This is a genomic window from Marinobacterium sp. xm-m-383 (assembly GCF_013283255.1).
GTDB lineage: Bacteria > Pseudomonadota > Gammaproteobacteria > Pseudomonadales > Balneatricaceae > Marinobacterium_E.
The window spans coordinates 83,724-106,692 of sequence record NZ_WBYT01000003.1 but is presented as its reverse complement, the minus strand read 5'-3'; the positions used below and the strand labels follow the sequence as shown (position 1 = coordinate 106,692).

The window sequence follows — 22,969 nt, the reverse complement described above, 5'->3', positions numbered from 1 at the left end:
GGTTAATTATCTTTTTTAGGCTGAAGAACCATTTTGACACGCTGGCTTCCGCTCTCACTGCTAAAGGCTTTTACTTTAGAGTTCGCCATGTCGTAATTAATTTTAGCCCCAGTGAACTCGTCACCACCCTGAGTCACTCTAGCGTTCCCCGTAATTAACAGCAGTTGAGAGCTTACTGTGTAATCCAGAGTTGAACCGGTTGCATAGGTAATCTCTTGGTCCAGTTGAGGGCGTTGTTCGAAGTAGGCTGGAGCACCTTTTGAGATGATCTGATTGATGGTGTCATCATTACCACGTAACAGATCGACGGTTTCACCTTTAAGCACCATTGATCCCTGGGTGATGATGACGTTGCCTGTGTATCGAGTGACTCCTTTGGCCTCATCAATATTAGCTGAGTCTGCCTCAACGTAGATAGGCTCGTCTCTATCGGTTGGCAGCGCTAAAGCTGATCCACTAAGAACAACTGTAAAGGCTAGAAATAGGTTACTGGTCAGTGCTCGAAGCGACATAGGCCCCCCTCACGGTTGAATGAAGATCTAAGGTGTTTAATTCCGTATTCAGTGTCATGCCAACCCCTTTGGTTGAACCCTGGTTGTTCAGAAATTCGACGGCTACATCACTGGTCGCCAGATTCTGTTCTGGAAAGTAGCTCAACTGCTCTGTGAAGAGTGCAGTGTCTTTCTCAGAATCTGGATTATGGTGAAGCTGTACACTGCCTTCAAGGTCTAGTTGACTGTTATCGTCCGCAAAATAGCCTAGACCAGCATTGATGGTGTGTTCAGTCGTGCCATCTTGGCGATAGCCTACGGAGAAAGGTGTTGTTAACTTCATCTGTTCTGAGTTAACTAAATGCTCTGCTCGCGGGGTGTGGGTGACAGAGCTTAGATTGCCCTCTTCAGACCAACGAGTGAGAGTGGCGTCAGTTACAAAAAAATCAATTCTGTTTGGGTTCTCTTTAAGGAGTACGCCCTCTTCAATATCGCCTTGATTCAATAACAGTGTGAAGATCAAAAAAAGAGCAATCAACGTCGACGCAATGGCTAATCGAATTTTCGCTCTGAGATTAGTGATCACTTAAATCGCTCCAACGCGTTGTCTAGCGTACCTTGGCAAGCCATGATCAATTCACACAGCTCACGTGCAGCTCCGCGACCACCTGATTGAGTTGTAATGTGATCAGCGTTCTCTTTTACGAGCCAGTGACCGTTCGGAACGGTGACCCCAAAGCGTGCGGCTACAATGGCAGATAGGTCAGGTAAGTCATCGCCGATATAGGCCGTGTTTGAAGCGTTGTAACCGGTGTTTTTCCAAAGCTCTTGAAGTGCTGTTAATTTATCTTCTCGACCTTGCTGTATGTAATTAATACCCAGTGACTCAGCGCGTTGGATGACTTGATTAGATTGTCTACCGGTAATGATGGCGGTTTTTACGCCGGATTCCATTAACAGCTTTATGCCAAGGCCGTCCAATATATTGAAGCTCTTAATCTCACTGCCATCGGCTAGGAAGCTAAGATTACCCTCGGTCAGTATACCATCAACATCCATCACCAGCAGTTGAATGGGTTTGATTAGTGCTATCTGATCTTGTGTTGGATTGGGACGCATTAGATGACCCCTGCTTTTAACATATCATGCATGTTCAATGCCCCAGTAACTCTCCCTGCCTCATCTAAAGCAATGAGTGCATTAATTTTTTTATCTTGCATGATCTGTAAAGCTTCGGCGGCCAACATCTCAGGCGTCACCGTTGTGAAGCTCTTTGTCATGACCGTGTCGATTGTCGCTTGGTTAAGATTCACGCCCTGGTCAATGGCACGGCGGAGGTCCCCGTCGGTAAAAATGCCAAGAGGTTGGAGTTCTTCATCCACAACGGTTGTCATTCCCAGGCGTTTTTGGGTGATCTCCAAAAGCGCTTCTTGAATGGGAGTGCCTGGTGCAACTGAGGGAACTTCGTCTCCAGAGTGCATTAAATCACTCACTTTCAACAGCAGTCGACGACCCAGCGCACCGCCGGGGTGTGAAAAGGCAAAATCTTCTGCACTAAATCCTCTCGCCTCTAAAAGAGCCGTTGCGATCGCATCGCCAAGCACCAGTTGTGCGGTTGTACTGGAGGTGGGGGCAAGATTAAGTGGGCAAGCTTCGCGTTCAATAGGGGTCACAAGGCTGATATCAGCACTGGTTGCCAACGCTGAATGGGGTTTAGAGGTGATTGAAATGAGCGTAATCCCTTTGCGTTTAAGCAGAGGTAAAATAGTAACGACTTCGTTGGATTCACCCGAGTTGGAGAGGGCAATGACAACATCTTCTTTCGTGAACATGCCAAGATCCCCATGGCTCGCTTCGCCTGGGTGCACAAAAAACGCGGGTGTTCCGGTGCTTGCTAGAGTTGCTGCTATTTTGGTGCCAATGTGCCCTGATTTGCCCATGCCGGTCACAATGACACGCCCTTTGCAGTTCAAAAGAGAGTGGCAAGCTTGGTTGAACGCCTCTCCAAGAGAGTCATTTAGGGCTTGTATAGCCTCTTGCTCAATCGAGATGGTCTGTTTGCCTGCGCTCACGAAATCGAATCGAGTGGTATTGGAGTCGGACAAGGGTCGAGATCCTTAAGTTCGCGTTAATACTGATTAATTTACAGTATATTACTGTTTTTATAAGTGACTGTCCGGTAAAGAGTCTCGATATTTTTCTCTTAATCTAAAGGTCTGCTTGATAAGCTATGTTTTTAGACTAGAATTCCACCAATATTTTCTATTTCTTCATCGATAGGCACTGATGGCTCAATTAAATGACACACATATCGAAGTGAGTAATCTCAGTTTTTGGCGTGGTGAACGAAAGATCTTTGATGATCTATCGTTAACCATTCCTTGCGGCAAGATCACAGCGATCATGGGGCCCTCAGGAACGGGAAAAACGACCCTTCTTAAATTGATTGGGGGACAGCTTAGGCCTGATCAGGGCTCAATTAAAGTCGACGGTGACAATGTTCACTCACTTTCACGTCGCCGTCTCTTCGAGTTACGGGCAAAAATGGGGATGCTGTTTCAAAGCGGTGCTCTATTTACGGATATGACAGTAGCTGAAAATGTCGCCTTTCCTTTGAGAGTTCATACAGATTTGCCTGAAAGCGTTATTCGAGATCTGGTTTTGATGAAGTTGAACGCTGTCGGCTTGCGAGGTGCCGGTGAACTAAAGCCAGCTGAGTTATCAGGCGGTATGGCAAGGCGAGCCGCATTGGCTAGGGCAATAGCCCTTGATCCGGATTTCTTGATGTATGACGAGCCCTTTGCAGGACAGGACCCTATTGCCATGGGCGTTCTAATTAATTTGATTTCTCGTTTGAACAGGGCGCTTGGTCATACATCCGTCATAGTTTCGCACGATATCCAAGAGACCTTGAGCATTGCAGACTACGTCTATCTTATCTCTGATGGTAAGGTGCTGGCTCAAGGTGCACCTGATCAACTCAATGGTTCTGAAGATCCGCGCGTTGAACAGTTCATGAAAGGTCGACCAGATGGCCCCGTTCCTTTCCATTACCCGGCGCCCTCTTTTGAAGGTCAGTTGTTTGGTGGCTCACAATGATTCAGTTCCTGCAACAATTGGGTGCTAAAACCCTTAATCGCGTGGCTGCAGTGGGTCGTGCAGGGCAGCTATTGAGTCAATCTCTGATTGCCAAGCCGGCTCCTATGATGATGTTGCCGCTGTTGGTTCGCCAGCTCTATTTTATTGGTGTGCTATCGCTGGTTATTATCATCGTTTCGGGTCTATTTATCGGAATGGTACTCGGTTTGCAGGGCTACACTATTCTGGTTGATTATGGTTCAGAACAGGCTGTTGGTCAGATGGTGGCGCTGTCACTGGTTCGTGAGTTGGCCCCTGTGGTTACAGCACTGCTATTTGCTGGACGAGCAGGTTCCGCAGTCACAGCTGAAATTGGTTTGATGAAGGCGACCGAGCAGTTAGCCAGTTACGAGATGATCGGTGTCGATCCTATGCGACGCATTATTGCTCCGCGTCTTTGGGCAGGATTTATCAGTATGCCATTACTGTCTATGATCTTTGCAATCGTGGGTATCTGGGGTGGATCTTTAGTCGCTGTTGACTGGCTAGGTATTTTTTCTGGGAGTTTCTGGGCCAATATGCAGGCTTCAGTCAGCTTCTCTGAAGATGTTTTAAATGGTGTAATCAAATCGTTGGTATTTGGTTTTGTAGTGATCTGGATAGCTGTTTTTCAGGGTAATGATTGTGTGCCAACGTCAGAAGGCATTTCGCAGGCGACCACCCGAACAGTTGTCTACTCTTCGCTGGCTATATTAGGGTTGGACTTTCTTCTAACCGCAATGATGTTTGGAGATTTTTAATGCGTATTCGTGCCCTCGAAATCAGTGTTGGCGCACTTATCCTCGCCGGTATGTTGGCTCTTGTCGCTCTGGCAATTAATGTCAGCGGTTTAAACCTCTCTCAGAAGGGAGGTGGTTACACCGTCTATGCTCGCTTTGATAATATTGGTGGTCTAACTGAGCGTGCAAAAGTCTCCATGAGCGGTGTTCAAATTGGTCAGGTTTCAGCTATTCGCATTGATCCTAAGCGCCTGATGGCCGAAGTGGAGATGCAGATCTTTGATGATGTTGACTACCTAAGCATTGATAGCTCAGCGCAAATTCTAACGGCAGGTCTTTTAGGGGAGAAGTACATCGGTATTACCCCTGGATTTGAAGATGATCTGTTGGAAAATGGTATGACTATTGAAGATACGCAGTCAGCATTAGTGCTTGAAGAGATTGTAGGTAAGTTTCTGTTTAATAAGGTGAGTGAGTAACATGTTAGGTCGTTTTATTTTTCTGACCGCGCTCTGGTTGGGGTTGTTATCTCCTGCGCAGGCTAATTGGGACTCTGCCAGTCAGATCATGGAGACAGCGACAGCGGATATGCTCGCCTTGGTTAATGATGAACGCCTTCGACAGCCAGAGAATATTGATGAGTTGATTGGCGAGATCGATAAGCTGGTCGGTGAGTCGGTTGATTTTGAGTACATTGCGAAATCGATCATGGGCAAATATTACCGCCGCGCCAGTGACAGTGAGGTTGCTGACTTCTCTGTCGTCGTGAAAAACACTCTGCTTAGGACTTATGCCAAAGCAGTCGTTGGGTTCAACTTTAAAGAGTTTGAAATCATCCCTCCAGTTGAGCAGAGCCCAGATCCCGACAAACAGATTGTCAACGTGAATGTCTCTGCGGAAGATGGAACGGTTTACTCGCTTCTTTACTATATGGTTTACAAAGATGACCGTTGGTTATTGGTCAATGTGGTTGTCGATGGTATTAATCTGAGAATCACCTTCCGTAATCAATTTGCTGGCTTGATGGAGCAGCATGGAAAAATTGCTAAAGTGATCGAGCAGTGGTCCGAAGCGATGTCTGATAAAGTGTCAGGTGCCTAATGGATCCGGTGTTTAAGATTCAAGGTGAGTTGACTCGTAACACCTACAACCAAGTTGTTGAACAGGTTTGCTCTGCTATTGCTGCAGGAGCAAGCGCGATCGATCTATCTAATGTAACGAAAGTCGATAGTTGTGCGGTCGCCTTGTGGGTAGAGATCAAACGAAATAACGCCAATATTGAGTGGGCCAATCTTCCAACTCAGATGGAGACCATTGCGGACCTAGTGGGCGTTGATATTCAATAATCTGTAGTGTTCGTTTTGAATGCATTTATAGGGCCTTGATAGATGATATCAGGGCCCTTTTTCGTTATTATACGCGGCTAAATTTAAGGATTATCTGGAGATTACTATGCACGCTGATGAAGTGAAGCAACTGGTTGAGAGTCAGCTTGAGGGTTGTACGGTCCATACGGCGGGCGAAGGCTGTGATTTTCAGGTAACGGTTGTTGGTGAAATGTTCTCCGGAATGAGTCCGGTTAAGAAGCAGCAAGCGGTATACGCTTGTTTGACTGATCAAATTGCATCAGGTGCTATCCATGCTGTTTCCATTAAAACGTTTACTCCAGATCAGTGGGAGTCACAGCAGTAATTAATCTGCTTAGGTAATCAGATGGATAAATTAATCATTGAAGGTGGCGCTCGTTTAGACGGCGAAGTGTGGATCTCTGGTGCAAAGAACTCTGCGCTACCGATTCTTGCTGCAACCTTAGTCGCCAGTGAGCCGGTCACTATATGCAATCTGCCGCATTTGCATGACATCACCACCATGCTTGAGCTGCTGCGTCGTATGGGCGTTGAGCTTACCGTGGGTGAGAAGATGAGTGTTGAGCTTGATCCCACTACGATCACCGAATTCACAGCACCTTATGAGCTGGTAAAAACCATGCGTGCTTCAATTCTCGTATTGGGCCCTCTGTTAGCGCGACATGGTCGTGCACAGGTTTCCCTGCCTGGTGGTTGTGCCATTGGTAGTCGTCCGGTCGATCTTCACCTGCGTGGATTGGAAGCGATGGGGGCTCAGATTGAAGTCATGGATGGCTACATTGATGCTCGTGTTGATGGCCGCTTAAAAGGGGCTACGGTCTTTTTTGATACTGTGACGGTAACCGGTACTGAAAACATCCTATCAGCTGCAGTTTTAGCTGAAGGTGAAACGATCATTGAAAACGCGGCACGTGAACCCGAAGTGGTCGATCTAGCCAACTGCCTTATCGCTATGGGCGCTAAAATTTCAGGTGCTGGTACAGATACGATTCGTGTTCAGGGTGTAGAGACTCTTAAAGGGTGTACTCACTCAGTTATGCCGGATCGCATTGAGACCGGTACTTACCTAGTCGCTGGCGCTATCACTTCTGGTCGAGTGCGTACCCGTAATACTCGCGGTGATATTCTTGAAGCGGTTTTGAAAAAGCTTGAAGAGGCTGGTGCCAAGATTACACAAGGTGATGACTGGATCGAGCTGGATATGGAGGGCCGCCGTCCGAAAGCGGTCAGTGTTACTACAGCTCCATACCCGGCGTTTCCGACCGATATGCAAGCTCAATTTGCAGCGCTTAACAGCATTGCTGATGGTGTGGGTCGCATCAAAGAGACTGTCTTTGAAAACCGCTTTATGCACATTCAAGAGATGATTCGTCTTGGAATGAAAGTAGTTATTGATGGTAATACCGCCACGATTGAAGGGGTCGAAAAACTTAAAGCGGCACCGGTTATGGCGACAGATCTACGAGCATCAGCAAGTCTTGTACTTACAGGGTTAGTTGCAGAAGGCGAGACTCCAGTGGAGCGCATCTACCACATTGACCGTGGATACGAGTGTATCGAAGAGAAGATGCAGTCCTTAGGCGCTAAAATTCGCCGTGTTCCTGCTTAATAATTGGATTAGTGATGAAAGAGCAATTAACCATAGCGTTGTCTAAAGGTCGAATTCTTGAAGAGACCCTACCGCTTTTTGCTGCAGCGGGCATAGAGCCGACTGAAGATATTTTTAAAAGCCGAAAGCTCATCTTTGATACTAATCACGAGAACATCAAGCTAGTGGTGATTCGTGCGACCGATGTTCCAACCTACGTTGAGTACGGTGGTGCTGACATGGGTGTTGCCGGGAAAGATGTTTTAATGGAGCACGGCGGGGCCGGACTCTACGAACCTTTAGATTTAGAGATCTCAACCTGCCAACTACGCGTAGCAGGAATGAAAGATGCTGAAGCGGTTGAAGGTCGCATGCGTGTCGCTACCAAGTTTGTCAACGTGACTCGTGAATACTTTGCCCGTCAAGGACGTCAGGTTGACATTATTAAGTTATACGGCGCGATGGAGTTGGCTCCTATCATGGGTTTGGCCGATCGTATTGTAGACATCGTCGATACCGGTAACACATTACGTGCCAATGGCTTAGAAGCGATGGATCACATAGCGGACATCAGCTCTCGTCTCGTAGTAGGGCAGCCCTCTATGAAGATGAAGTACGATCTGATTCAACCAATTCTTGATCAACTAACACAAGCGGTTATTGATAAACGTGGAAAGTAATATGACTTCTCAAGTTAAACGTCTAAAAAGTTCACAAGCCGATTTCGATCAGCAACTTGATGCGATGTTGGCTTGGGAGAGTGTCTCAGATAAAGCCGTCAATGAGCGTGTTGATGACATCATTGCGCAGGTTCGAGCTATGGGTGATGAGGCGGTAGTTGAGTTAACCAATCGTTTTGATCGCACGTCTGTATCTGAGATCTCTCAGTTAGAGATGTCAAAAGCTCGTTTGCAGCAGGCACTTGAGGCTATTTCGCCAGAACAGCGTAATGCACTTGAAGTGGCTGCTGATCGTGTGCGTTCATACCACGAACGACAGCTCTCTCACTCTTGGCAGTACGAAGAGGCTGACGGCACGTTGTTAGGCCAGAAAGTAACCCCTATGGATCGCGTAGGTATCTACGTTCCTGGTGGTAAGGCGGCATACCCCTCTTCAGTTTTGATGAACGCAATGCCTGCGAAAGTAGCCGGTGTTGAAGAGATTATCATGGTTGTGCCGACACCGGATGGTGTTATCAATGAGATGGTTTTAGCCGCCGCAGCGATTGCTGGCGTCGATCGTGTCTTTACAATCGGTGGCGCACAAGCCGTTGCTGCTCTCGCTTATGGAACACAGACAGTGCCTCGAGTCGATAAAATAGTTGGTCCAGGTAACATCTATGTTGCTACAGCTAAGCGTGCGGTCTTTGGTGCTGTTGGTATCGATATGATTGCAGGACCTTCGGAAATTCTTGTGATTTGCGATGGCAAAACGGACCCAGATTGGGTTGCGATGGATCTCTTTTCTCAAGCGGAACATGATGAAGATGCTCAGCCTATTTTGATCGCAACCGATGCTACTTACATTGATCGTGTTGAACAGAGTATTGCCAAATTACTGCCTACTCTTGAGCGTGAGCAGATTATTTCGGCATCTTTAGCAGATCGTGCTCTATTGATTGAAGTTGCTGATTTGGATGAAGCGGCTGCTCTATCCAATCGAATTGCACCAGAGCACCTCGAACTCTCGGTTGAAGACCCTGTCGCCTTAACTGAAAAGATTAAGCACGCTGGTGCCATCTTTATGGGTCGCTATACGGCAGAGGCTCTAGGTGATTATTGTGCGGGGCCTAACCACGTTCTGCCTACTTCAGGTACTGCGCGATTCAGTTCACCATTGGGAGTCTACGATTTCCAGAAGCGCTCATCACTGATCATGTTCTCTGCTGAGGGTGCATCAGAGATGGGCAAGGTGGCTTCTGTTCTCGCGCGAGGAGAGGGGCTAACGGCTCACGCTCGTTCTGCTGAGTATCGAATCAAGGACAACACTTAACTTAGTTCTCCAAGCTGATGGTTATCGGCTTGGAGGTCTCTCACTGGTTGTCACCTCAAGTACCAACTCTTTGTTGTCCCTAAAGATCTTCATCTCTGTTACATCACCCGGTTTAACGCGAGCAATCTGATTCATTGATGCAACTCCGGATCCTTTAACGGGTTCACCGTTGATCGCTAATAAAACGTCACCTGGTTGTAGGCCTGCCAGCTCCGCAGGACTATTGCGATAGATGCCGGTTAACAACAAACCTTTGATCTCTCGTTTCAGACCAGCTGCCTCCGCCTCATTAGGAAGCATCGGACGAGCTTCCACGCCTACCCAGCCGCGAATGACCCGGCCATAACGGACTAGATTGGATAGCACATCTATGACTTGCTCCGTTGGAATGGCAAAGCCAATGCCCTGTGAGCCACCTGACTTTGAAAAAATGGCAGTATTGATGCCAACCAGATCGCCGGTGGCCGTGATCAGTGCACCACCGGAGTTGCCTGGATTAATAGCAGCATCGGTCTGAATAAAGTCCTCGTAGGTATTCAGCCCTAAACTGTGTCTGTCCATGCCAGAGATAATTCCCTGGGTAACGGTTTGCCCAACGCCGAAAGGGTTTCCGATGGCCAGCACAACATCACCGATCGCTAAACTGCTGGTTGGAAGCAGTGTTATGCCGGGTAGATTCTCTAGGTTTACTCTTAGCAGTGCCAAATCTGATTCTGGATCGGTGCCGACAATGGAAGCCACTGCCTCACGTCCATCAATTAACGAAACGATGATCTGTTCAGCAGCAGCTACAACGTGGTTATTGGTCATGACGAAACCATCTTTGCTGATAATAACGCCAGAACCTAAACTTTGAGGAAGTGAAATCTGGTTGTTCTCATTAGTCTCTAAAGAGCGTCCATAAATACTGACAACCGATGGCGCTGCCTTCTTAACGGCTTCAGAGTAGCTTGTAATCAATTGCGGCCCAGCTTGATCTGCGGGTGTGTTGATCAGCTTAATTTCGGTACTGTTAGAGCCGCTGAGCTGTGGGAAGAATTGAACGATCAATACTGCCGCTAGAATGCCAGCCAGTGTTGGCCAAACCAAGGTGTTCAGATACTTGCCCATGTTAAATTGCTCTTACCAGGTTGTAATGATTACTGATTATAAGGCGATAGCGGGGTAAGATGTAACTTGAACACTATTTTTCTAAGAGGTATCCAGTGTCTGTCGCGTTGAAAGATCTTGTCAGTTACTGCAACGACTATTTATCCGTTGATCGGTTTAAAGACTACTGCCCCAATGGATTGCAAGTTGAGGGTAAGAGAAATGTCTCGAAAATTGTCAGTGGTGTTACAGCAAGCCAAGCGTTGATTGATGCGGCAGTTGAGGCCGGTGCTGATCTTCTGTTGGTCCACCATGGCTACTTTTGGAAAGGGGAGGCAGAGTCATTAACCGGCATTAAAGGCAATCGTATTCGTACCCTGATGAAAAACGATATCAGCCTATTGGCTTATCACCTGCCACTCGATGCGCATCCTGAAGTGGGAAACAATGCTCAGTTGGCTGAGATCATCGGCATACAGATAGAAGATGGCATGGATCAGGGTAACCCGTTTAGCGTGGGAAATGTTGGGTCAATATCTCAACCAATGAGTGCTCAAGCGTTTTCAGATTTAGTCTCCACAAAGCTGAGCCGTCAGGCTGAATTGGTGCTGGGTGACGATCGTTCTGTGCAACGCATTGCCTGGTGCACCGGATCGGCAGAACGCATGATAGAGCGTGCTGATCAGCTTGGGGCTGACCTCTTCATTAGTGGCGAGATCTCTGAACCAGTGGTTCATTATGCAAGAGAAGCGGGTATTCACTACCTGTCAGCTGGGCATCACGCGACGGAGCGTTACGGTGCAAAGGCACTGGGAGAGCATTTGTCGAATGCTTTTGGTATCGAACATCAATTTATCGATATCGATAACCCCGCCTGATTTTGACTGGCTAATTAGGCAATAAAAAAGAGCGCTTAGGCGCTCTTTTCGTCTCGGTTGTAAACCTTGGCGGGGTCCGCTGGGTTCTCAACTATCTCAGAGTGAAGTCCAAAGCTATCTGACAGGGTGCCAGGTTCATCCTCTCTCTTCGGAGCATAGTCTAGTGGCATAGAGAGAGTCGGTGGCTCTGCTTGAGTGCTAGAAGCTGTAGACTTGTCTTCCAGTTGACTGCCTGCACTGCTCTTTAGACTAGCAACCAATTTTTCATCACGAACCAGTGTTTCAGCACTTTCGGCTAAATGCTGATGCACTTTTTGGTATTGGTTGGTTAAGCCGTTCACAAGTTCAGCCGTCTTGCTGAAATGTTGGTTAACTTCATCACGGTAGCGCTCTAAATCAAGCTGAGCCCTCTCAAGATCGTTCGCAAGTTGTACTTCGCGTGAACCGTTACTGCCACTACGGCCAAACAAGAAACCCAATAAAGTACCGATAATAAGCGCAGCGATTGCAATAACCCAAACAGTATTCTGATCCACGTTAACTCCTTTGTGTGACTCGAACTCTATCCGATAAGAATAAATGAAAGTCGCGCTAAAGCCCATGCTAAACTTGAGGCTTAATTCAATTATTGCTCAGTAATAAGTATTAATGAGGCTAGTTTTGCTGCTGCGCTTTCTGATTATTCTACTCATTCCTGCTTCGGCTCTAGCAGACCTTCGGTTGGTGGTGTTGTCGCCGGACCTGACTGAGAATATTTATGCACTGGGAAAAGGGGATTCGGTTGTTGGTAGGGTTTCTGCCGCGGATTACCCTAAAGAGCTTTTAGATGTTCAAGTGATAGGGGACTACCAATCACTCGATGCCGAAGCGATTTTGAGGTTGGATCCCGATTATGTATTGGCTTGGCAGGGGGGAAATCCCGAACGGCAGTTAACTTACCTTGAATCTCTGGGTCTGAATTTGATCAGGATTAAAGGCGATACTCTCACTGAGATACCTGCTCAGTTAACGGAATTGGGTATTTTGCTCAATGCAGAGGCAGAGGCGAGTAATTTGATTGCCGAGTTTAATCGCCGCTTGGCCATCAGCGCCGTCAAGGTAAAAGAGCCTAAGAGAGTCTTTTACCAACTATGGTCAGATCCGATGCTCACGCTTAACGCCCATTCGGTGGTGTCAGAAGCTGTGGACCATTGCGGTGGAGTCAATGTATTCAAAGATCGGCCTGAAATGGCACCGCAAGTCAGTATTGAATCTGTTATTAGTGTGAATCCAGAACTGATTTTAGCATCCGATGGTCTACCCGATACTTGGCAAGAGGCTTGGCAGCAGTGGCCATTTCTTGATGCGGTTAGGCACCAGAATCTCTATAAAATCAATTCTGATTATCTACATCGTTTGACGATGAGAACCCTGGATGGAGTGGATGAGGTTTGTGAAATTTTGAGTCGCTTGGATTAGCCACTACTCAGTTGCTTCACTTTTAGGTTTGTCGATCATGCCATCGATAAACGATTTGGTGTTTTCCCAAGCCTTTTTACCCAGATCTTTTGCTTGATCAGCCGTAAAGCCTTCAATAAAGGATTTTGACTCTTCTAGTGCTTCTTCACCAAACTCTTTCGCTTTACCCGCTCCGATTTTAGCCGAACAGAGAGTTCTTTCAGCTACGCAACGCGAGATACAACCCGCTTTCTCTGCATCATTGGTAATGAAGCGAAGTTTACAGGATGCTTCGCACACATCTTGATCAAAGGCACAGTCTGCATAACTGGTTGTGCTGAACGTAAGAAACATAAGAAGAGCCAGAAAGCGCATGGTTCAGTTCTCGATAGATTAACTTGTAGGTGAACGTTGTTGCCAGAGTATCTCTTCTTGTCCATCGCGTCGAGCTAGGACTCTGCCTAGTACAAACAGCAGATCCGAAAGGCGGTTGATATAAGCTATTGCTTGCGGATTGACGCTACTCTTCTGTGCGAGCTCTACCAAGCCGCGTTCAGCTCGTCGGCAGACCGCTCTGGCAAGGTGAGTATGGGCCGCGTCGGGTGTTCCACCTGGAAGAATGAAATTCTCTAGTGATGGTAGCGTGTCGTTGTAGTGATCCAGCACCTCTTCAAGCCAATTAACCATCTCGGGTGAAATAACCACATAGCTGTCATCAGCAATGGCAATCTCACCACCAAGGTCGAACAGATCGTTTTGAATTCTGCGAAAGATTGGCGATAGATCATCAGCTTCTGAAAGGTGTGAATCGACCACACCAATCAGACTATTTAACTCATCAACAGTACCCATCGCTTCAACACGAGGATGTGTCTTATGCACTTCTGCACCAGTGGCGAGTCGGGTAGTTCCTTTATCGCCAGTACGTGTATAGATTTTGGTGAGTCGGCTCATTGTTTACTCAAAGTAATGTTTTGCAGTAATTGAAAAGTTTCTTTCAGTATTTGGATAATAACCAATAGTGCTTCCAGATAAACTAGCAGTATTGACCGATTTTTTGTCGAATATGTTGTTTAACTTAAAGCTGAACTCCCAGCTTTTTTGTTTCAATAAACTGCTGAAATTGAATGTGTTATAGCCCTTAATTTTATCGTAATTATTGAGGAAGTCTGCACCAATGTAACGGTCCCCGATATATTTCCAGTTTAAGTTATTAATCAAACCGTTGTCGGTTTTCCATGTGATTCCAGCATTTGCTGAGTGTTTTGCAGTTAAGGGAATTGTTTTGTTGGTGAAGTTGTGCTGATTTCCTAGATAGTCGGTATAAATAGCGGCTTGCTTTACTTTTGAATCTAAATAATCGTAACCCACGCTAAGGTCAGCTACTGCGTTAATATTTTTCTTAAGTGAAATGGATATGCCATTTCTCTCTGTTTTATCAAAGTTAGTTGTTAGATAGTTAGCACCATCATAAATTAGCTCATCATTCAGTATTAACGTATAAGCTTGAATTTGAGCAGTAGTACCTTGATCTTCAAACGTCAACGCTGCCTCATAAGAGTCGCCGGTTTGGGTTTTAAGTGCACTTGTTGAACCAGCATAAAGGTAATTGTTGTGCTCATCTACCAATGCGAATCTATAATTTTGGTCAGCCCTTAAATCAACACTCCAGTTTGGTGTTAGGTGTAATGTTAATCCAATGTTGCCAACAGTTTGATTGTCATTATTCTTTTGAGAAATCGGAGATAAATGAGTGTTGCCAACATGGGTGTATTCCATATATGCATGGCGTAATCCAGTGTTGATTGTGACTCTGTCGTTTATCTTTTGATCAAGAACAGCGTAAATGGCATAAATGTTTTGATCAATGTTCATCGGACCATAAGAAGACGAAAAAGCATAGTCTGTGTATGTGTAGTCGATGCCTGTTAGAAGGGTTGTGTCTTCGTTTAGATTGCTTGTAACTCTTGGGCTAAACGAGACGCTCTTTCTATCTTGATTGGTGTTATCAACAGAGCCGCCAATGTAAGCATTCGCATTAGTTTTTTCATTGTTTACAAATGCATCTAGGGTAATGGTATTAAAAGTGTCTATTGATTTTATGTGATTAAGTTTAATTGAGGTCCCTTTTTTATCGTACCAATCATCGGCATAAATATTCTGTGAAACTGTAGGATTGTTTAGAACATCGTCCACAGAACTTAATGGACCGCTGTTCAACCAGTAATCTTCAATTCGTTGAATTGAAATTTGTGTATCACCTAGCTGACTATTTTTCTCAAAATTAATATTCAATTTCTTCAAGTTAGAGTCGTTGTGGTCTCTAAAATTATTAGCCTCTGTTTTTTCTAGGGTGAAGTTGAATGAACTATCTTTTGATAAATAGTCACCAGCTGATGCTCTAATGGTGCTTCTTTCAAAACTGCCAACTTCTACTGATGCGCTGTTATGGCGTCTATTGTTCTTTTTTGTGATGATGTTAATAACTCCACCAACAGCTTCATGTCCATATAGGACTCCAGAACTTCCTTTTATGATTTCAATTCGATCTATCTGTTTTAGGTTGAACATATTTATATCTATTGAAGATTGGTCAGCAGCGCGGTTAATTTTTTGACCATCAATTAGAATGACAGTATTGAAAGAGCTGAATTCTCCAAACCCTCTCATATCTATATTCCCTTTGCCGTTCACTCCAGAACTGTCAGTGATTTGAATGAAGCTCTGTTGGCGGAGAATATCGGTTAAAGTAGAAGCGCCACTATTCAAAATTTCATCTGCGGTTATAACAGTCTTAGCAGCAGGAAGTCCGATTGTTGATGATTCCATTCTGCTCCCTGTGACGAAAACCTTCAGTGGATTCGCCAAGGCACAAGAAGAAGCAGTCGACGCTGCCAGTAAAAGGGTCGTAAATAATTTCATGATCTCTCTCGATGCGCCCACCGCGCATGGTTGGATGGAATTGAGAGTGGGCCGGTATCCGGGCTTGGAGGTCTCTATTTCAACGCCTTCCCAGCTGTCGCCAGTGGCATGATGTTGAAATAACCGTCCTTACCGTTGCGGGGGCAGCGTCAGTTTTTCACTGAACTTCCCGTTTAACCCCATTAAAGGGCACCTACTCCGATGAGTGACGCGCATTGTATCAGCGCGACTAGGTTAGGCAACTTGAATCGATTCAAGCGATGTTGAATGGCATTCACTCTGTTAACGTTCAGCAAGCGTTAGGCTTTGGATGGTATTAAGCATCTTTTTGTTACAGGGAACTTCGACTGCGTACTTTTTAGCGAGATCCACAATGGCCCCGTTAATATGCTCAACTTCAGTGCGTCGACCCTTTGTGACATCCTGCAACATGGATGATCGGTTTTTAGAGGTTAATTCAGCAACGCTTCTAACTTCATCAATGAGAGGGGTTTGACGATCAACCCCTATCTTGATCTCAAGCCGCTCAATTTCCTTTGCCAGATTGGTTGTCACTATTACCCGCTCGTCTGTCGAAAATATTTCGCCATTGGTGCATTGATGTGTAGCAGTAACTGGATTTATACAGCAGTTTATCGCGACTTTTCGCCATAAGATGGTATCGATATCATCGATCCAGTCGGCCCCACAAAGCGGTGATGCTTTACTATCTACTTTTTTATTAAGGCTTCCGATAAGCGTAGAGCCATTTGCCGCATGAACCGTATGGAAAGGTGCTAGATTAAAAGCACCATCGGTCGTACTGGCAAATAGAATGTTGTGATCTGGAAAGGTCTCTTGAATCGTCTGTTGTACACCGTAGCCATTAATCATAACGATGATGGTGGCATCACTCGCTAACTGATTCTTAACCCTGTTAATGGCATCAAGTGCATCAAACGCTTTAGTAGTGATTAGTATATGTGTAATGGTGTCTGAGAGATTTTCTGTGCAGGTCGCTTTGCATTGAACCACTCTCAACTCTTTATTAGGGCTCTCAACACGAAGTGATTGTCCATTGCGATTGAATGCGTCGACCTGCTCAGAGGAGCGGAGTACTAGTGTAATCGCTTCGCCTTGTCGATGTAATCGATCAGCCCAAAGGCTGCCAATCGCACCGGCACCAATTATATGCCAAGTCACACGTACCACTCCTAATGAAAAAAGGTATTATATCGACCATTCATTCGTTTTAAGAGAGGAGAGGGCGATGCCATCGTTCGATATTGTTTCTGAAGTAGATTCTCATGAAGTGGCTAATGCGGTCGATCAAGCGAATCGTGAGATCTCAACACGTTTTGACTTTAAGGGCGTGGATGCCAGTTTTGAGCTAGACGGTGAGTCGGTTAAAGCGGTTGCTGAAGCGGACTTTCAATTAAAGCAGATGATCGATGTGCTTCGAGCAAAATTGGTTAATCGAAAGATCGATCCAAACTGTATGGACATTCAAAAAGCTGAGCAGAATGGTAAACAGGCTCGCCAGACGATTGTTCTTAAGCAAGGTCTAGATCAGGCAGCGAACAAGAAGCTAGGTAAATTGATCAAGGACTCAAAGCTAAAAGTTCAGACTCAAGTGCAAGGCGAACAACTGCGTGTCACCGGTAAGAAACGTGATGACCTTCAAGCGGTGATGGCGCTGTTGCGTGAGTCAGATTTTGAGCTGCCTCTGCAGTACAAAAACTTCCGCGACTAGAGTTTACGCTCAATAAAAAAGCGACGTCTGAAAAGAGGTCGCTTTTTTGTTTCAGAAGAGTAGTGATCAGCTTTGCTCACGTTGATTCTGTTCTAGAGTCTGAGCTTGAGCTACCTCCAGTTTGTCGCGCAGCATCCACAACATGACCAGTGATGGAATGACCATCAAGAAGGTAATGACAAAGAACAGTGACCAGTTACCATCAAGACCATCTACCATGGTGCCACTGAAGCTCGCCAGCGTTGTGCGACCAAGGTTACCAAACGACGCGAGTAGGGCGTATTGAGTCGCACTGAATGCACGCCCTGTCAGTGCCGTTAGGAAGGCCACAAAGGCAACTGTTGAGAAAGCGGTAGTAAAGTTGTCGACGATAATGGTTGCTGCAAACAGCCACTCTACCGGCCCAACTTCTGCTATCAGTGCGAACATTAAGTTAGAAGCGCCCATTGCAATACCACCAATCATAAGCCCTTTAAGCACACCGAAGCGAACGTTGATGGCGCTGCCGATGAGTGTGAACACCACCGTCGCGATCCAGCCTAGCATCTTGGTGTATTCACCAATCTGCTCGTTGGTGAAGCCAACCTCTTTATAGAAGACCACTGACATCCGGCCCAAGAAAGCCTCGCCAATCTTAAACATAAAGATAAAGGCAATTAGGGTGATGGCTACCGATAGACCGTTTCGGCGAATAAAATCGGCAAAGGGTTCAATGACCGTAACTGCGAACCAACTGGCGAAGCGACCTAAACCAAAGCGGTTTTGGTAGTTCTCTTCCAGTTTGCTCTGAAGGTTGGAGCGGCGATCGACCGGTTCACTCACTAACAGAGTAAATACCATTAGTAGCCCCATTATTACTGCCATAACACCGTAGACACCGTTCCAACCCATTGAGTCGGCATTAACGAAGGCTAGGTAGCCTGGAAGCGAGTAGCCAGTCCACCAGCCGACAACGGCCATAGCTGAAGCGGGCGGCATCTTCGTGGTTTCATTGATATCAAACTGGTCGATACGAAAGGCATCGACTGCAATATCTTGGGTGGCCGATGCGATGGCAATCATCAATGCGATCAGAGAGATGTAGAGCATGCCCGGCACTTTACCAGACTCTGTGGTTGGTTCTCCCATCGCGGAATAGGCACTGCTTGGGTCTGCCTGAGTGATTAGCAGAATCATAAACAGCATGATGCCCTGACATAAAAATATCCAAGAGCGGCGTTGTCCTAAACGGCTTAAAACCGGCAGGCGAACACGATCGACCAAAGGGGCCCATAAAAAGTTAAATGCATAGACGGCAAAGATCGAACCGAAGAAACCGATGGCGGTTCGAGATAGGCCCTCATCTTTGAGCCAACCGCTCATGTTGGAGCCGATTAGAACCCAGGGGAAGCCGGAGCTACACCCCATCAAGAAGACCCAAAGTAGGCGCTTATCTTTATAAACTCGAAGGGTATCGATCCAGTTTGTTAACATTTTTTATAGCATCCTTAAAACTTAAAGTTGATGCTATCAATTCGTGTATGAACGGTAAATGAAGCAATAAAAAAGCCGGCAGAAGCCAGCTTTTTTAGAGAGCGATTCGAATTAGATTCGAAGACCGCCATCAACCTCGAAACAACGACCTGATACATAGTCGTTTTCAAGGATGAAAGAGACTGTGTGAGCGATCTCTTCAGGTTTACCAAGACGTTTAGCCGGGATGCCCGCAGCGATTTTCTCGCGTGCTTCCTCTTTCATCGCCATAACCATCTCAGTACCGATGTAGCCTGGTGCAATCGATGCTGCACGGATACCGTAGCGAGCAAGTTCTTTCGCCCAAGTAACGGCCATCGCTTCAACACCTGCCTTAGTAGCGGTGTAGTTGGTCTGACCCATGTTGCCACTGCGCGAGATAGAAGAGATGTTGATAATGCAGCCCTCTTGCTTGTTTTTGATCATTTGTGCCGCAGCTTCACGGGCACAAAGGAAAGTACCAGTAAGGTTTACATCCATTACTAGGTTCCACTGATCCATGCTCATTTTCGAGACGATTTCGCCATCTTTTACTTTGATGAATAGACCGTCACGTGTGATGCCAGCATTGTTAACAAGACCGTTTAAGCCACCCATATCAGCAACCACCGATTCGAATAGAGCTTCAACTTCAGCCTCTTTAGAGACATTACATACGTAAGTGCGGCCATCGCTGCCAGCAGCTTTTACTTGATTGAGAGTCTCATCAAGGTCTTCTTGGTTAAGGTCTACCAGTGCAAGACGTGCACCTTTGTTTGCTAGCTCAAGTGCCATTGCACGGCCAAGACCACGACCACCACCAGTGATCACTACTACTTTATCTTTTAGATCCATTTCCGGACTCCTACCAACAATCTAATATTTTCAGCGCTTAACGCTGATTGCTGCCTGTTTTTATTTTGCGTTGCAGCTAGTGCACTGCACAAACTAAGCCTTCTGCAGTGCAAAATCCATAGCTTTTGTGGAGTTTTTTAAAAATTGAAAAAAATAGTTAGTTGAGGGGCTGGTGAGTTCCGTTTTTGTGCATTTAAGTCATTGAATTTAATGTTTATTCAAGTTGGTTATACCCATCATTATTGGTATTAGACATAGGTAAAAGGCCACTGCACAAAAGTGATATTGCGCTGCAAAAGCTTGGTTGTAGTCCGGCTGTAGCTAAGTTGTAGTCTATATGTAAAAAGTTGCTTGAATGTAAATTTAAGTTAAACCACCTGTTGTTCTCTTTAGATTTCTTTTAAGCCTTGATAGCCTTTGTTAAAACAGAGCGAGAACAGCATGCCAATACTCTTTATTATCTTTGTCGTAATCCCCGTTATTGAAATCACCATCCTTATAAAGGTCGGTCAAGCGATTGGTGGCTGGTATACCGTGGGCCTGGTTCTGCTGTCAGCTTTTATCGGGGTAAATATGTTGCGTTATCAGGGTGTGACGACTCTGTTAAAAGCTCGCAGTCGTATTGAGAGTGGAGAGATTCCGCTATCAGAAATGAGAGATGGGATATTGATAGCGATAGGCGGAGCCCTTTTGGTTACTCCTGGGTTTGTGACCGATGTAATTGGTTTCTCCTGCCTGTTGCCATTCACTCGTGGCCTGTTTTTTAATCTTTTCGGACAACGCATAAGTGATGCGTTTACTAAGAGTGGTGGGCAAGCACACTTTTACTCATCGACCCAGAACTCCCAGGATCCCTTCTCTCAAAATAGAAGTGACATCATTGATGGTGATTTTGTTGAGGTGAATGACCCATCAAGCAATAACGACGACAAACGGTTGCACTAATTTACACTGGGTTGTCCATTAATAAGTCCTGCACTTTCTGCTTATGGCTTGCTAAGACCTAAGTTGGAAATTTAAATTTTTTTCAGCTTGGGTGTTGAAATCTTTTCCCCCCTCCCCAATTAAATATTTCACCTAAGAATTGTCGGTGAATTATTGGTTCACTGGCTTTAAACAAAAAACCAACATCGTATTGGATCCTAGATTCAGGAGAAGAACCAGATGAAAATTCGTCCACTTCATGACCGTGTAGTAGTTCGTCGTAGCGAAGAAGAAGCTACTTCGGCTGGCGGTATCGTATTGCCAGGTGCAGCTGCAGAGAAACCAAACCAAGGTGAGGTTGTCGCAGTAGGCGCTGGTCGTGTCACTAATGATGGCCAGGTTGTTGAGCTGTCTGTCAAAGTCGGTGACAAAGTGATCTTTGGTCAGTACGCGGGCACTAACACTATCAAAGTAGATGGTGAAGAGCTGCTGATCATGCAAGAGAGCGAAATTTACGGCGTACTAGAAGCCTAATTCGTTTTACTGGTAAAGAATTGAATAAATTTAAAGGATTCTAAGAAATGTCTGCTAAAGAAGTACTCTTTGGAAATGATGCTCGTCAGGGCATGCTTGCTGGCGTAAACGTTCTAGCAAATGCGGTTAAAACAACTCTAGGCCCTAAAGGTCGTAACGTTGTACTAGAAAAATCATTTGGTGCACCAACAGTGACTAAAGATGGTGTCTCAGTCGCTAAAGAGATCGAACTTAAAGATAAGTTCGAAAACATGGGCGCACAGATGGTTAAAGAAGTAGCCTCTAAAGCTAACGACGTTGCTGGTGACGGTACTACGACTGCAACTGTTCTAGCTCAAGCGATTGTTAATGAAGGTCTTAAGTCTGTTGCAGCGGGAATGAACCCAATGGATCTTAAGCGTGGTATCGATAAAGCGGCTGCTGCTGTAGTTGCTCAGCTTGCTGAAATGGCTGTGCCATGTGCTGATTCTAAAGCGATTGCTCAGGTTGGTACTATCTCTGCAAACTCTGACGCTGAAGTGGGTAACATCATTGCAGAAGCGATGGAGCGTGTAAGCCAAGATGGTGTCATCACTGTTGAAGAAGGTTCTGGTTTCGAAAACGAACTAGACGTTGTTGAAGGTATGCAGTTCGATCGCGGTTACCTATCTCCTTACTTCGTAACTAACCAAGACTCTATGGTTGCTGAACTAGAAGATCCATTCATTCTTCTAGTTGATAAGAAGATCTCTAACATCCGTGAGCTGCTTCCAGCACTTGAAGGTGTTGCTAAATCATCACGTCCACTGCTTATCGTAGCGGAAGACGTTGAAGGTGAAGCGCTAGCGACTCTTGTAGTGAATACTATGCGCGGCATCGTGAAAGTGTGTGCTGTTAAAGCGCCTGGTTTTGGTGATCGTCGTAAAGCAATGCTAGAAGATATCGCTATTCTTACTGGTGGTCAGGTGATCTCTGAAGAGGTGGGTCTGAGCCTAGATGCAGTTGAACTTGAGCAGCTTGGTCAAGCTAAGCGCGTAGAGATTAGCAAAGAGAATACTACCATTGTTGACGGTGCTGGCGCTAAAGCAAACATCGACGCTCGTGTTCAAGCGATCCGTGTACAGATGGAAGATACTACATCTGAATACGACAAAGAGAAGATGCAAGAGCGTGTTGCTAAGCTAGCAGGCGGTGTTGCAGTGATCAAAGTGGGTGCTGCGACTGAAGTTGAGATGAAAGAGAAGAAAGCTCGTGTAGACGATGCACTTCACGCAACTCGTGCAGCCGTTGAAGAGGGTATCGTTCCTGGCGGTGGTGTTGCTCTGATTCGCTCACTTCAGGCTGTCGAGAGCCTAGAGGGTGACAACCATGATCAGACGATCGGTATTCAGCTAGCACTACGTGCAATGGAAGCACCACTTCGTCAAATCGTAGCAAACGCAGGTGGTGAGCCATCAGTGGTTGTCAACGAAGTTCGTAACGGTAAAGGTAACTACGGTTACAACGCGGGTACAGAAGTCTACGGCGATATGCTTGAGATGGGTATCATCGACCCTGTTAAGGTAACTCGTTCGTCACTTCAGGCGGCAGCGTCAATTGCGGGTCTAATGATTACGACTGAAGCGATGGTTGCTGAGATCCCAGAAGATAAGCCAGCTATGGGTGCACCTGATATGGGTGGCATGGGTGGTATGGGCGGCATGATGTAATCATCCCCCCCAAATGTGAAGCCCCGAGCGGTCAGCCGCTCGGGGTTTTTTTATGTCTATAATTCAGTAGTTGAAGAGGTTCTTTATACCGCTAAGTTTTTGTATTTACTTTAATATTTTTACT

The 22,969-nt window shown here is 45.9% G+C and carries 27 protein-coding genes and 1 riboswitch; of the genes, 15 read left to right on the top strand and 12 right to left on the bottom strand.

What is annotated here, in order from left to right:
* Positions 1-2: 2 nt before the first annotated feature.
* Genes lptA through XMM383_RS06135 form a run of 4 tightly spaced genes read right to left on the bottom strand, consistent with a single transcriptional unit; the run spans position 3 to position 2,596 of the window.
* Entirely contained in the window at positions 3-512 is a 510-nt protein-coding gene (lptA, locus tag XMM383_RS06150; RefSeq protein WP_173483318.1) for a lipopolysaccharide transport periplasmic protein LptA, read from the bottom strand.
* Entirely contained in the window at positions 487-1,077 is a 591-nt protein-coding gene (gene lptC / locus XMM383_RS06145; protein ID WP_173494685.1) for an LPS export ABC transporter periplasmic protein LptC, read from the bottom strand. The genes lptA and lptC overlap by 26 nt, the downstream gene beginning before the upstream one ends.
* Positions 1,074-1,610, bottom strand: a complete 537-nt coding sequence (locus XMM383_RS06140; protein WP_173494684.1) for an HAD family hydrolase — start codon at positions 1,608-1,610, stop codon at positions 1,074-1,076. The genes lptC and XMM383_RS06140 overlap by 4 nt, the downstream gene beginning before the upstream one ends.
* A complete protein-coding gene (locus XMM383_RS06135; RefSeq protein WP_173494683.1) occupies positions 1,610-2,596 on the bottom strand; it encodes a KpsF/GutQ family sugar-phosphate isomerase in 987 nt (328 codons plus the stop codon). Before XMM383_RS06135 ends, XMM383_RS06140 begins: the two co-directional genes overlap by 1 nt.
* A gap of 181 nt (positions 2,597-2,777) precedes the next feature.
* On the opposite strand from XMM383_RS06135, the gene XMM383_RS06130 reads away from it, so the two are divergent.
* The 9 genes from XMM383_RS06130 (at position 2,778) to hisD (ending at position 9,295) form a co-directional block, all read left to right on the top strand.
* On the top strand, positions 2,778-3,590 hold the full coding sequence (locus XMM383_RS06130; protein WP_173494682.1) for an ATP-binding cassette domain-containing protein: 813 nt from the start codon (positions 2,778-2,780) through the stop codon (positions 3,588-3,590).
* Positions 3,587-4,369 carry a lipid asymmetry maintenance ABC transporter permease subunit MlaE gene (mlaE, locus tag XMM383_RS06125; protein ID WP_173483315.1) on the top strand — a complete coding sequence of 261 codons (783 nt, stop codon included), beginning with the start codon at positions 3,587-3,589 and terminating at the stop codon, positions 4,367-4,369. The genes XMM383_RS06130 and mlaE overlap by 4 nt, the downstream gene beginning before the upstream one ends.
* Entirely contained in the window at positions 4,369-4,827 is a 459-nt protein-coding gene (gene mlaD, locus XMM383_RS06120; RefSeq protein ID WP_173494681.1) for an outer membrane lipid asymmetry maintenance protein MlaD, read from the top strand. Before mlaE ends, mlaD begins: the two co-directional genes overlap by 1 nt.
* 1 nt (position 4,828) lies before the next feature.
* A complete protein-coding gene (locus XMM383_RS06115) occupies positions 4,829-5,449 on the top strand; it encodes a phospholipid-binding protein MlaC (RefSeq protein WP_173494680.1) in 621 nt (206 codons plus the stop codon).
* Positions 5,449-5,694, top strand: coding sequence for a lipid asymmetry maintenance protein MlaB (locus tag XMM383_RS06110; protein ID WP_173480525.1), 246 nt, complete (start codon positions 5,449-5,451; stop codon positions 5,692-5,694). Before XMM383_RS06115 ends, XMM383_RS06110 begins: the two co-directional genes overlap by 1 nt.
* 106 nt (positions 5,695-5,800) lie before the next feature.
* Complete coding sequence (locus tag XMM383_RS06105; protein WP_173480526.1) at positions 5,801-6,040, top strand: BolA family protein; 240 nt, start codon at positions 5,801-5,803, stop codon at positions 6,038-6,040.
* A 21-nt stretch (positions 6,041-6,061) separates the two neighbouring features.
* Positions 6,062-7,324: a UDP-N-acetylglucosamine 1-carboxyvinyltransferase gene (gene murA, locus XMM383_RS06100; protein ID WP_173483311.1), complete on the top strand. Its 1,263-nt coding sequence runs from the start codon at positions 6,062-6,064 to the stop codon at positions 7,322-7,324.
* Positions 7,325-7,338: 14 nt separating this feature from the next.
* Positions 7,339-7,983: an ATP phosphoribosyltransferase gene (hisG, locus tag XMM383_RS06095; RefSeq protein ID WP_173480528.1), complete on the top strand. Its 645-nt coding sequence runs from the start codon at positions 7,339-7,341 to the stop codon at positions 7,981-7,983.
* 1 nt (position 7,984) lies between these two features.
* Positions 7,985-9,295, top strand: coding sequence for a histidinol dehydrogenase (gene hisD / locus XMM383_RS06090; protein WP_173494679.1), 1,311 nt, complete (start codon positions 7,985-7,987; stop codon positions 9,293-9,295).
* A 21-nt stretch (positions 9,296-9,316) separates the two neighbouring features.
* Here the strand turns inward: hisD and XMM383_RS06085 are convergent, their stop codons facing one another.
* Complete coding sequence (locus XMM383_RS06085; RefSeq protein ID WP_173494678.1) at positions 9,317-10,405, bottom strand: S1C family serine protease; 1,089 nt, start codon at positions 10,403-10,405, stop codon at positions 9,317-9,319.
* Between the two features lie 95 nt (positions 10,406-10,500).
* On the opposite strand from XMM383_RS06085, the gene XMM383_RS06080 reads away from it, so the two are divergent.
* Positions 10,501-11,262, top strand: coding sequence for a Nif3-like dinuclear metal center hexameric protein (locus tag XMM383_RS06080; RefSeq protein ID WP_173494677.1), 762 nt, complete (start codon positions 10,501-10,503; stop codon positions 11,260-11,262).
* A gap of 35 nt (positions 11,263-11,297) precedes the next feature.
* Here the strand turns inward: XMM383_RS06080 and XMM383_RS06075 are convergent, their stop codons facing one another.
* On the bottom strand, positions 11,298-11,798 hold the full coding sequence (locus XMM383_RS06075) for a ZapG family protein (RefSeq protein ID WP_173494676.1): 501 nt from the start codon (positions 11,796-11,798) through the stop codon (positions 11,298-11,300).
* A 124-nt stretch (positions 11,799-11,922) separates the two neighbouring features.
* Between XMM383_RS06075 and XMM383_RS06070 the strand changes: the two genes are divergently transcribed.
* Entirely contained in the window at positions 11,923-12,720 is a 798-nt protein-coding gene (locus XMM383_RS06070) for a helical backbone metal receptor (protein ID WP_173494675.1), read from the top strand.
* A 3-nt stretch (positions 12,721-12,723) separates the two neighbouring features.
* Here XMM383_RS06070 and XMM383_RS06065 read toward each other — a convergent pair whose 3' ends face one another.
* The 4 genes from XMM383_RS06065 to XMM383_RS06050 form a co-directional block, all read right to left on the bottom strand.
* On the bottom strand, positions 12,724-13,053 hold the full coding sequence (locus XMM383_RS06065) for a hypothetical protein (RefSeq protein ID WP_173494674.1): 330 nt from the start codon (positions 13,051-13,053) through the stop codon (positions 12,724-12,726).
* 39 nt (positions 13,054-13,092) lie between these two features.
* A complete protein-coding gene (locus tag XMM383_RS06060) occupies positions 13,093-13,653 on the bottom strand; it encodes a cob(I)yrinic acid a,c-diamide adenosyltransferase (protein ID WP_173494673.1) in 561 nt (186 codons plus the stop codon).
* A gap of 3 nt (positions 13,654-13,656) precedes the next feature.
* Entirely contained in the window at positions 13,657-15,528 is a 1,872-nt protein-coding gene (locus XMM383_RS06055) for a TonB-dependent siderophore receptor (RefSeq protein ID WP_173483929.1), read from the bottom strand.
* A 124-nt stretch (positions 15,529-15,652) separates the two neighbouring features.
* A riboswitch (cobalamin riboswitch) is annotated at positions 15,653-15,833 on the bottom strand.
* 70 nt (positions 15,834-15,903) lie between these two features.
* Positions 15,904-16,803 (bottom strand): ketopantoate reductase family protein, encoded by a 900-nt coding sequence (locus tag XMM383_RS06050; RefSeq protein WP_173483930.1) that lies wholly within the window; start codon positions 16,801-16,803, stop codon positions 15,904-15,906.
* 67 nt (positions 16,804-16,870) lie between these two features.
* Here XMM383_RS06050 and XMM383_RS06045 point away from each other — a divergent pair, with 67 nt between their 5' ends.
* On the top strand, positions 16,871-17,353 hold the full coding sequence (locus tag XMM383_RS06045) for a YajQ family cyclic di-GMP-binding protein (protein ID WP_173480538.1): 483 nt from the start codon (positions 16,871-16,873) through the stop codon (positions 17,351-17,353).
* A gap of 66 nt (positions 17,354-17,419) precedes the next feature.
* On the opposite strand, the gene XMM383_RS06040 is transcribed toward XMM383_RS06045, so the two are convergent.
* On the bottom strand, positions 17,420-18,826 hold the full coding sequence (locus XMM383_RS06040; RefSeq protein WP_173483931.1) for an MFS transporter: 1,407 nt from the start codon (positions 18,824-18,826) through the stop codon (positions 17,420-17,422).
* A 111-nt stretch (positions 18,827-18,937) separates the two neighbouring features.
* Entirely contained in the window at positions 18,938-19,699 is a 762-nt protein-coding gene (locus XMM383_RS06035) for an SDR family oxidoreductase (RefSeq protein ID WP_173483302.1), read from the bottom strand.
* Positions 19,700-20,140: 441 nt separating this feature from the next.
* Between XMM383_RS06035 and XMM383_RS06030 the strand changes: the two genes are divergently transcribed.
* The 3 genes from XMM383_RS06030 to groL all read left to right on the top strand — a co-directional run bounded on the left by XMM383_RS06030 (position 20,141) and on the right by groL (position 22,845).
* On the top strand, positions 20,141-20,644 hold the full coding sequence (locus XMM383_RS06030; protein WP_173483301.1) for an FxsA family protein: 504 nt from the start codon (positions 20,141-20,143) through the stop codon (positions 20,642-20,644).
* A gap of 219 nt (positions 20,645-20,863) precedes the next feature.
* On the top strand, positions 20,864-21,157 hold the full coding sequence (locus tag XMM383_RS06025) for a co-chaperone GroES (protein WP_173480542.1): 294 nt from the start codon (positions 20,864-20,866) through the stop codon (positions 21,155-21,157).
* 47 nt (positions 21,158-21,204) lie between these two features.
* Positions 21,205-22,845: a chaperonin GroEL gene (groL, locus tag XMM383_RS06020; protein ID WP_173480543.1), complete on the top strand. Its 1,641-nt coding sequence runs from the start codon at positions 21,205-21,207 to the stop codon at positions 22,843-22,845.
* The last annotated feature ends 124 nt before the right edge of the window (positions 22,846-22,969 follow it).

Excerpts from the sequence above, each read along its gene's own strand:
- lptA (WP_173483318.1), bottom strand. The coding sequence starts at position 512 with ATGTCGCTTCGAGCACTGACCAGTAACCTATTTCTAGCCTTTACAGTT.
- XMM383_RS06140 (WP_173494684.1), bottom strand. The coding sequence starts at position 1,610 with ATGCGTCCCAATCCAACACAAGATCAGATAGCACTAATCAAACCCATT.
- XMM383_RS06130 (WP_173494682.1), top strand. The coding sequence starts at position 2,778 with ATGGCTCAATTAAATGACACACATATCGAAGTGAGTAATCTCAGTTTT.
- mlaE (WP_173483315.1), top strand. The coding sequence starts at position 3,587 with ATGATTCAGTTCCTGCAACAATTGGGTGCTAAAACCCTTAATCGCGTG.
- mlaD (WP_173494681.1), top strand. The coding sequence starts at position 4,369 with ATGCGTATTCGTGCCCTCGAAATCAGTGTTGGCGCACTTATCCTCGCC.
- XMM383_RS06115 (WP_173494680.1), top strand. The coding sequence starts at position 4,829 with ATGTTAGGTCGTTTTATTTTTCTGACCGCGCTCTGGTTGGGGTTGTTA.
- XMM383_RS06110 (WP_173480525.1), top strand. The coding sequence starts at position 5,449 with ATGGATCCGGTGTTTAAGATTCAAGGTGAGTTGACTCGTAACACCTAC.
- XMM383_RS06105 (WP_173480526.1), top strand. The coding sequence starts at position 5,801 with ATGCACGCTGATGAAGTGAAGCAACTGGTTGAGAGTCAGCTTGAGGGT.
- murA (WP_173483311.1), top strand. The coding sequence starts at position 6,062 with ATGGATAAATTAATCATTGAAGGTGGCGCTCGTTTAGACGGCGAAGTG.
- hisG (WP_173480528.1), top strand. The coding sequence starts at position 7,339 with ATGAAAGAGCAATTAACCATAGCGTTGTCTAAAGGTCGAATTCTTGAA.
- hisD (WP_173494679.1), top strand. The coding sequence starts at position 7,985 with ATGACTTCTCAAGTTAAACGTCTAAAAAGTTCACAAGCCGATTTCGAT.
- XMM383_RS06085 (WP_173494678.1), bottom strand. The coding sequence starts at position 10,405 with ATGGGCAAGTATCTGAACACCTTGGTTTGGCCAACACTGGCTGGCATT.
- XMM383_RS06065 (WP_173494674.1), bottom strand. The coding sequence starts at position 13,053 with ATGTTTCTTACGTTCAGCACAACCAGTTATGCAGACTGTGCCTTTGAT.
- XMM383_RS06060 (WP_173494673.1), bottom strand. The coding sequence starts at position 13,653 with ATGAGCCGACTCACCAAAATCTATACACGTACTGGCGATAAAGGAACT.
- XMM383_RS06055 (WP_173483929.1), bottom strand. The coding sequence starts at position 15,528 with ATGGAATCATCAACAATCGGACTTCCTGCTGCTAAGACTGTTATAACC.
- XMM383_RS06045 (WP_173480538.1), top strand. The coding sequence starts at position 16,871 with ATGCCATCGTTCGATATTGTTTCTGAAGTAGATTCTCATGAAGTGGCT.
- XMM383_RS06040 (WP_173483931.1), bottom strand. The coding sequence starts at position 18,826 with ATGTTAACAAACTGGATCGATACCCTTCGAGTTTATAAAGATAAGCGC.
- XMM383_RS06035 (WP_173483302.1), bottom strand. The coding sequence starts at position 19,699 with ATGGATCTAAAAGATAAAGTAGTAGTGATCACTGGTGGTGGTCGTGGT.
- XMM383_RS06030 (WP_173483301.1), top strand. The coding sequence starts at position 20,141 with ATGCCAATACTCTTTATTATCTTTGTCGTAATCCCCGTTATTGAAATC.
- XMM383_RS06025 (WP_173480542.1), top strand. The coding sequence starts at position 20,864 with ATGAAAATTCGTCCACTTCATGACCGTGTAGTAGTTCGTCGTAGCGAA.
- groL (WP_173480543.1), top strand. The coding sequence starts at position 21,205 with ATGTCTGCTAAAGAAGTACTCTTTGGAAATGATGCTCGTCAGGGCATG.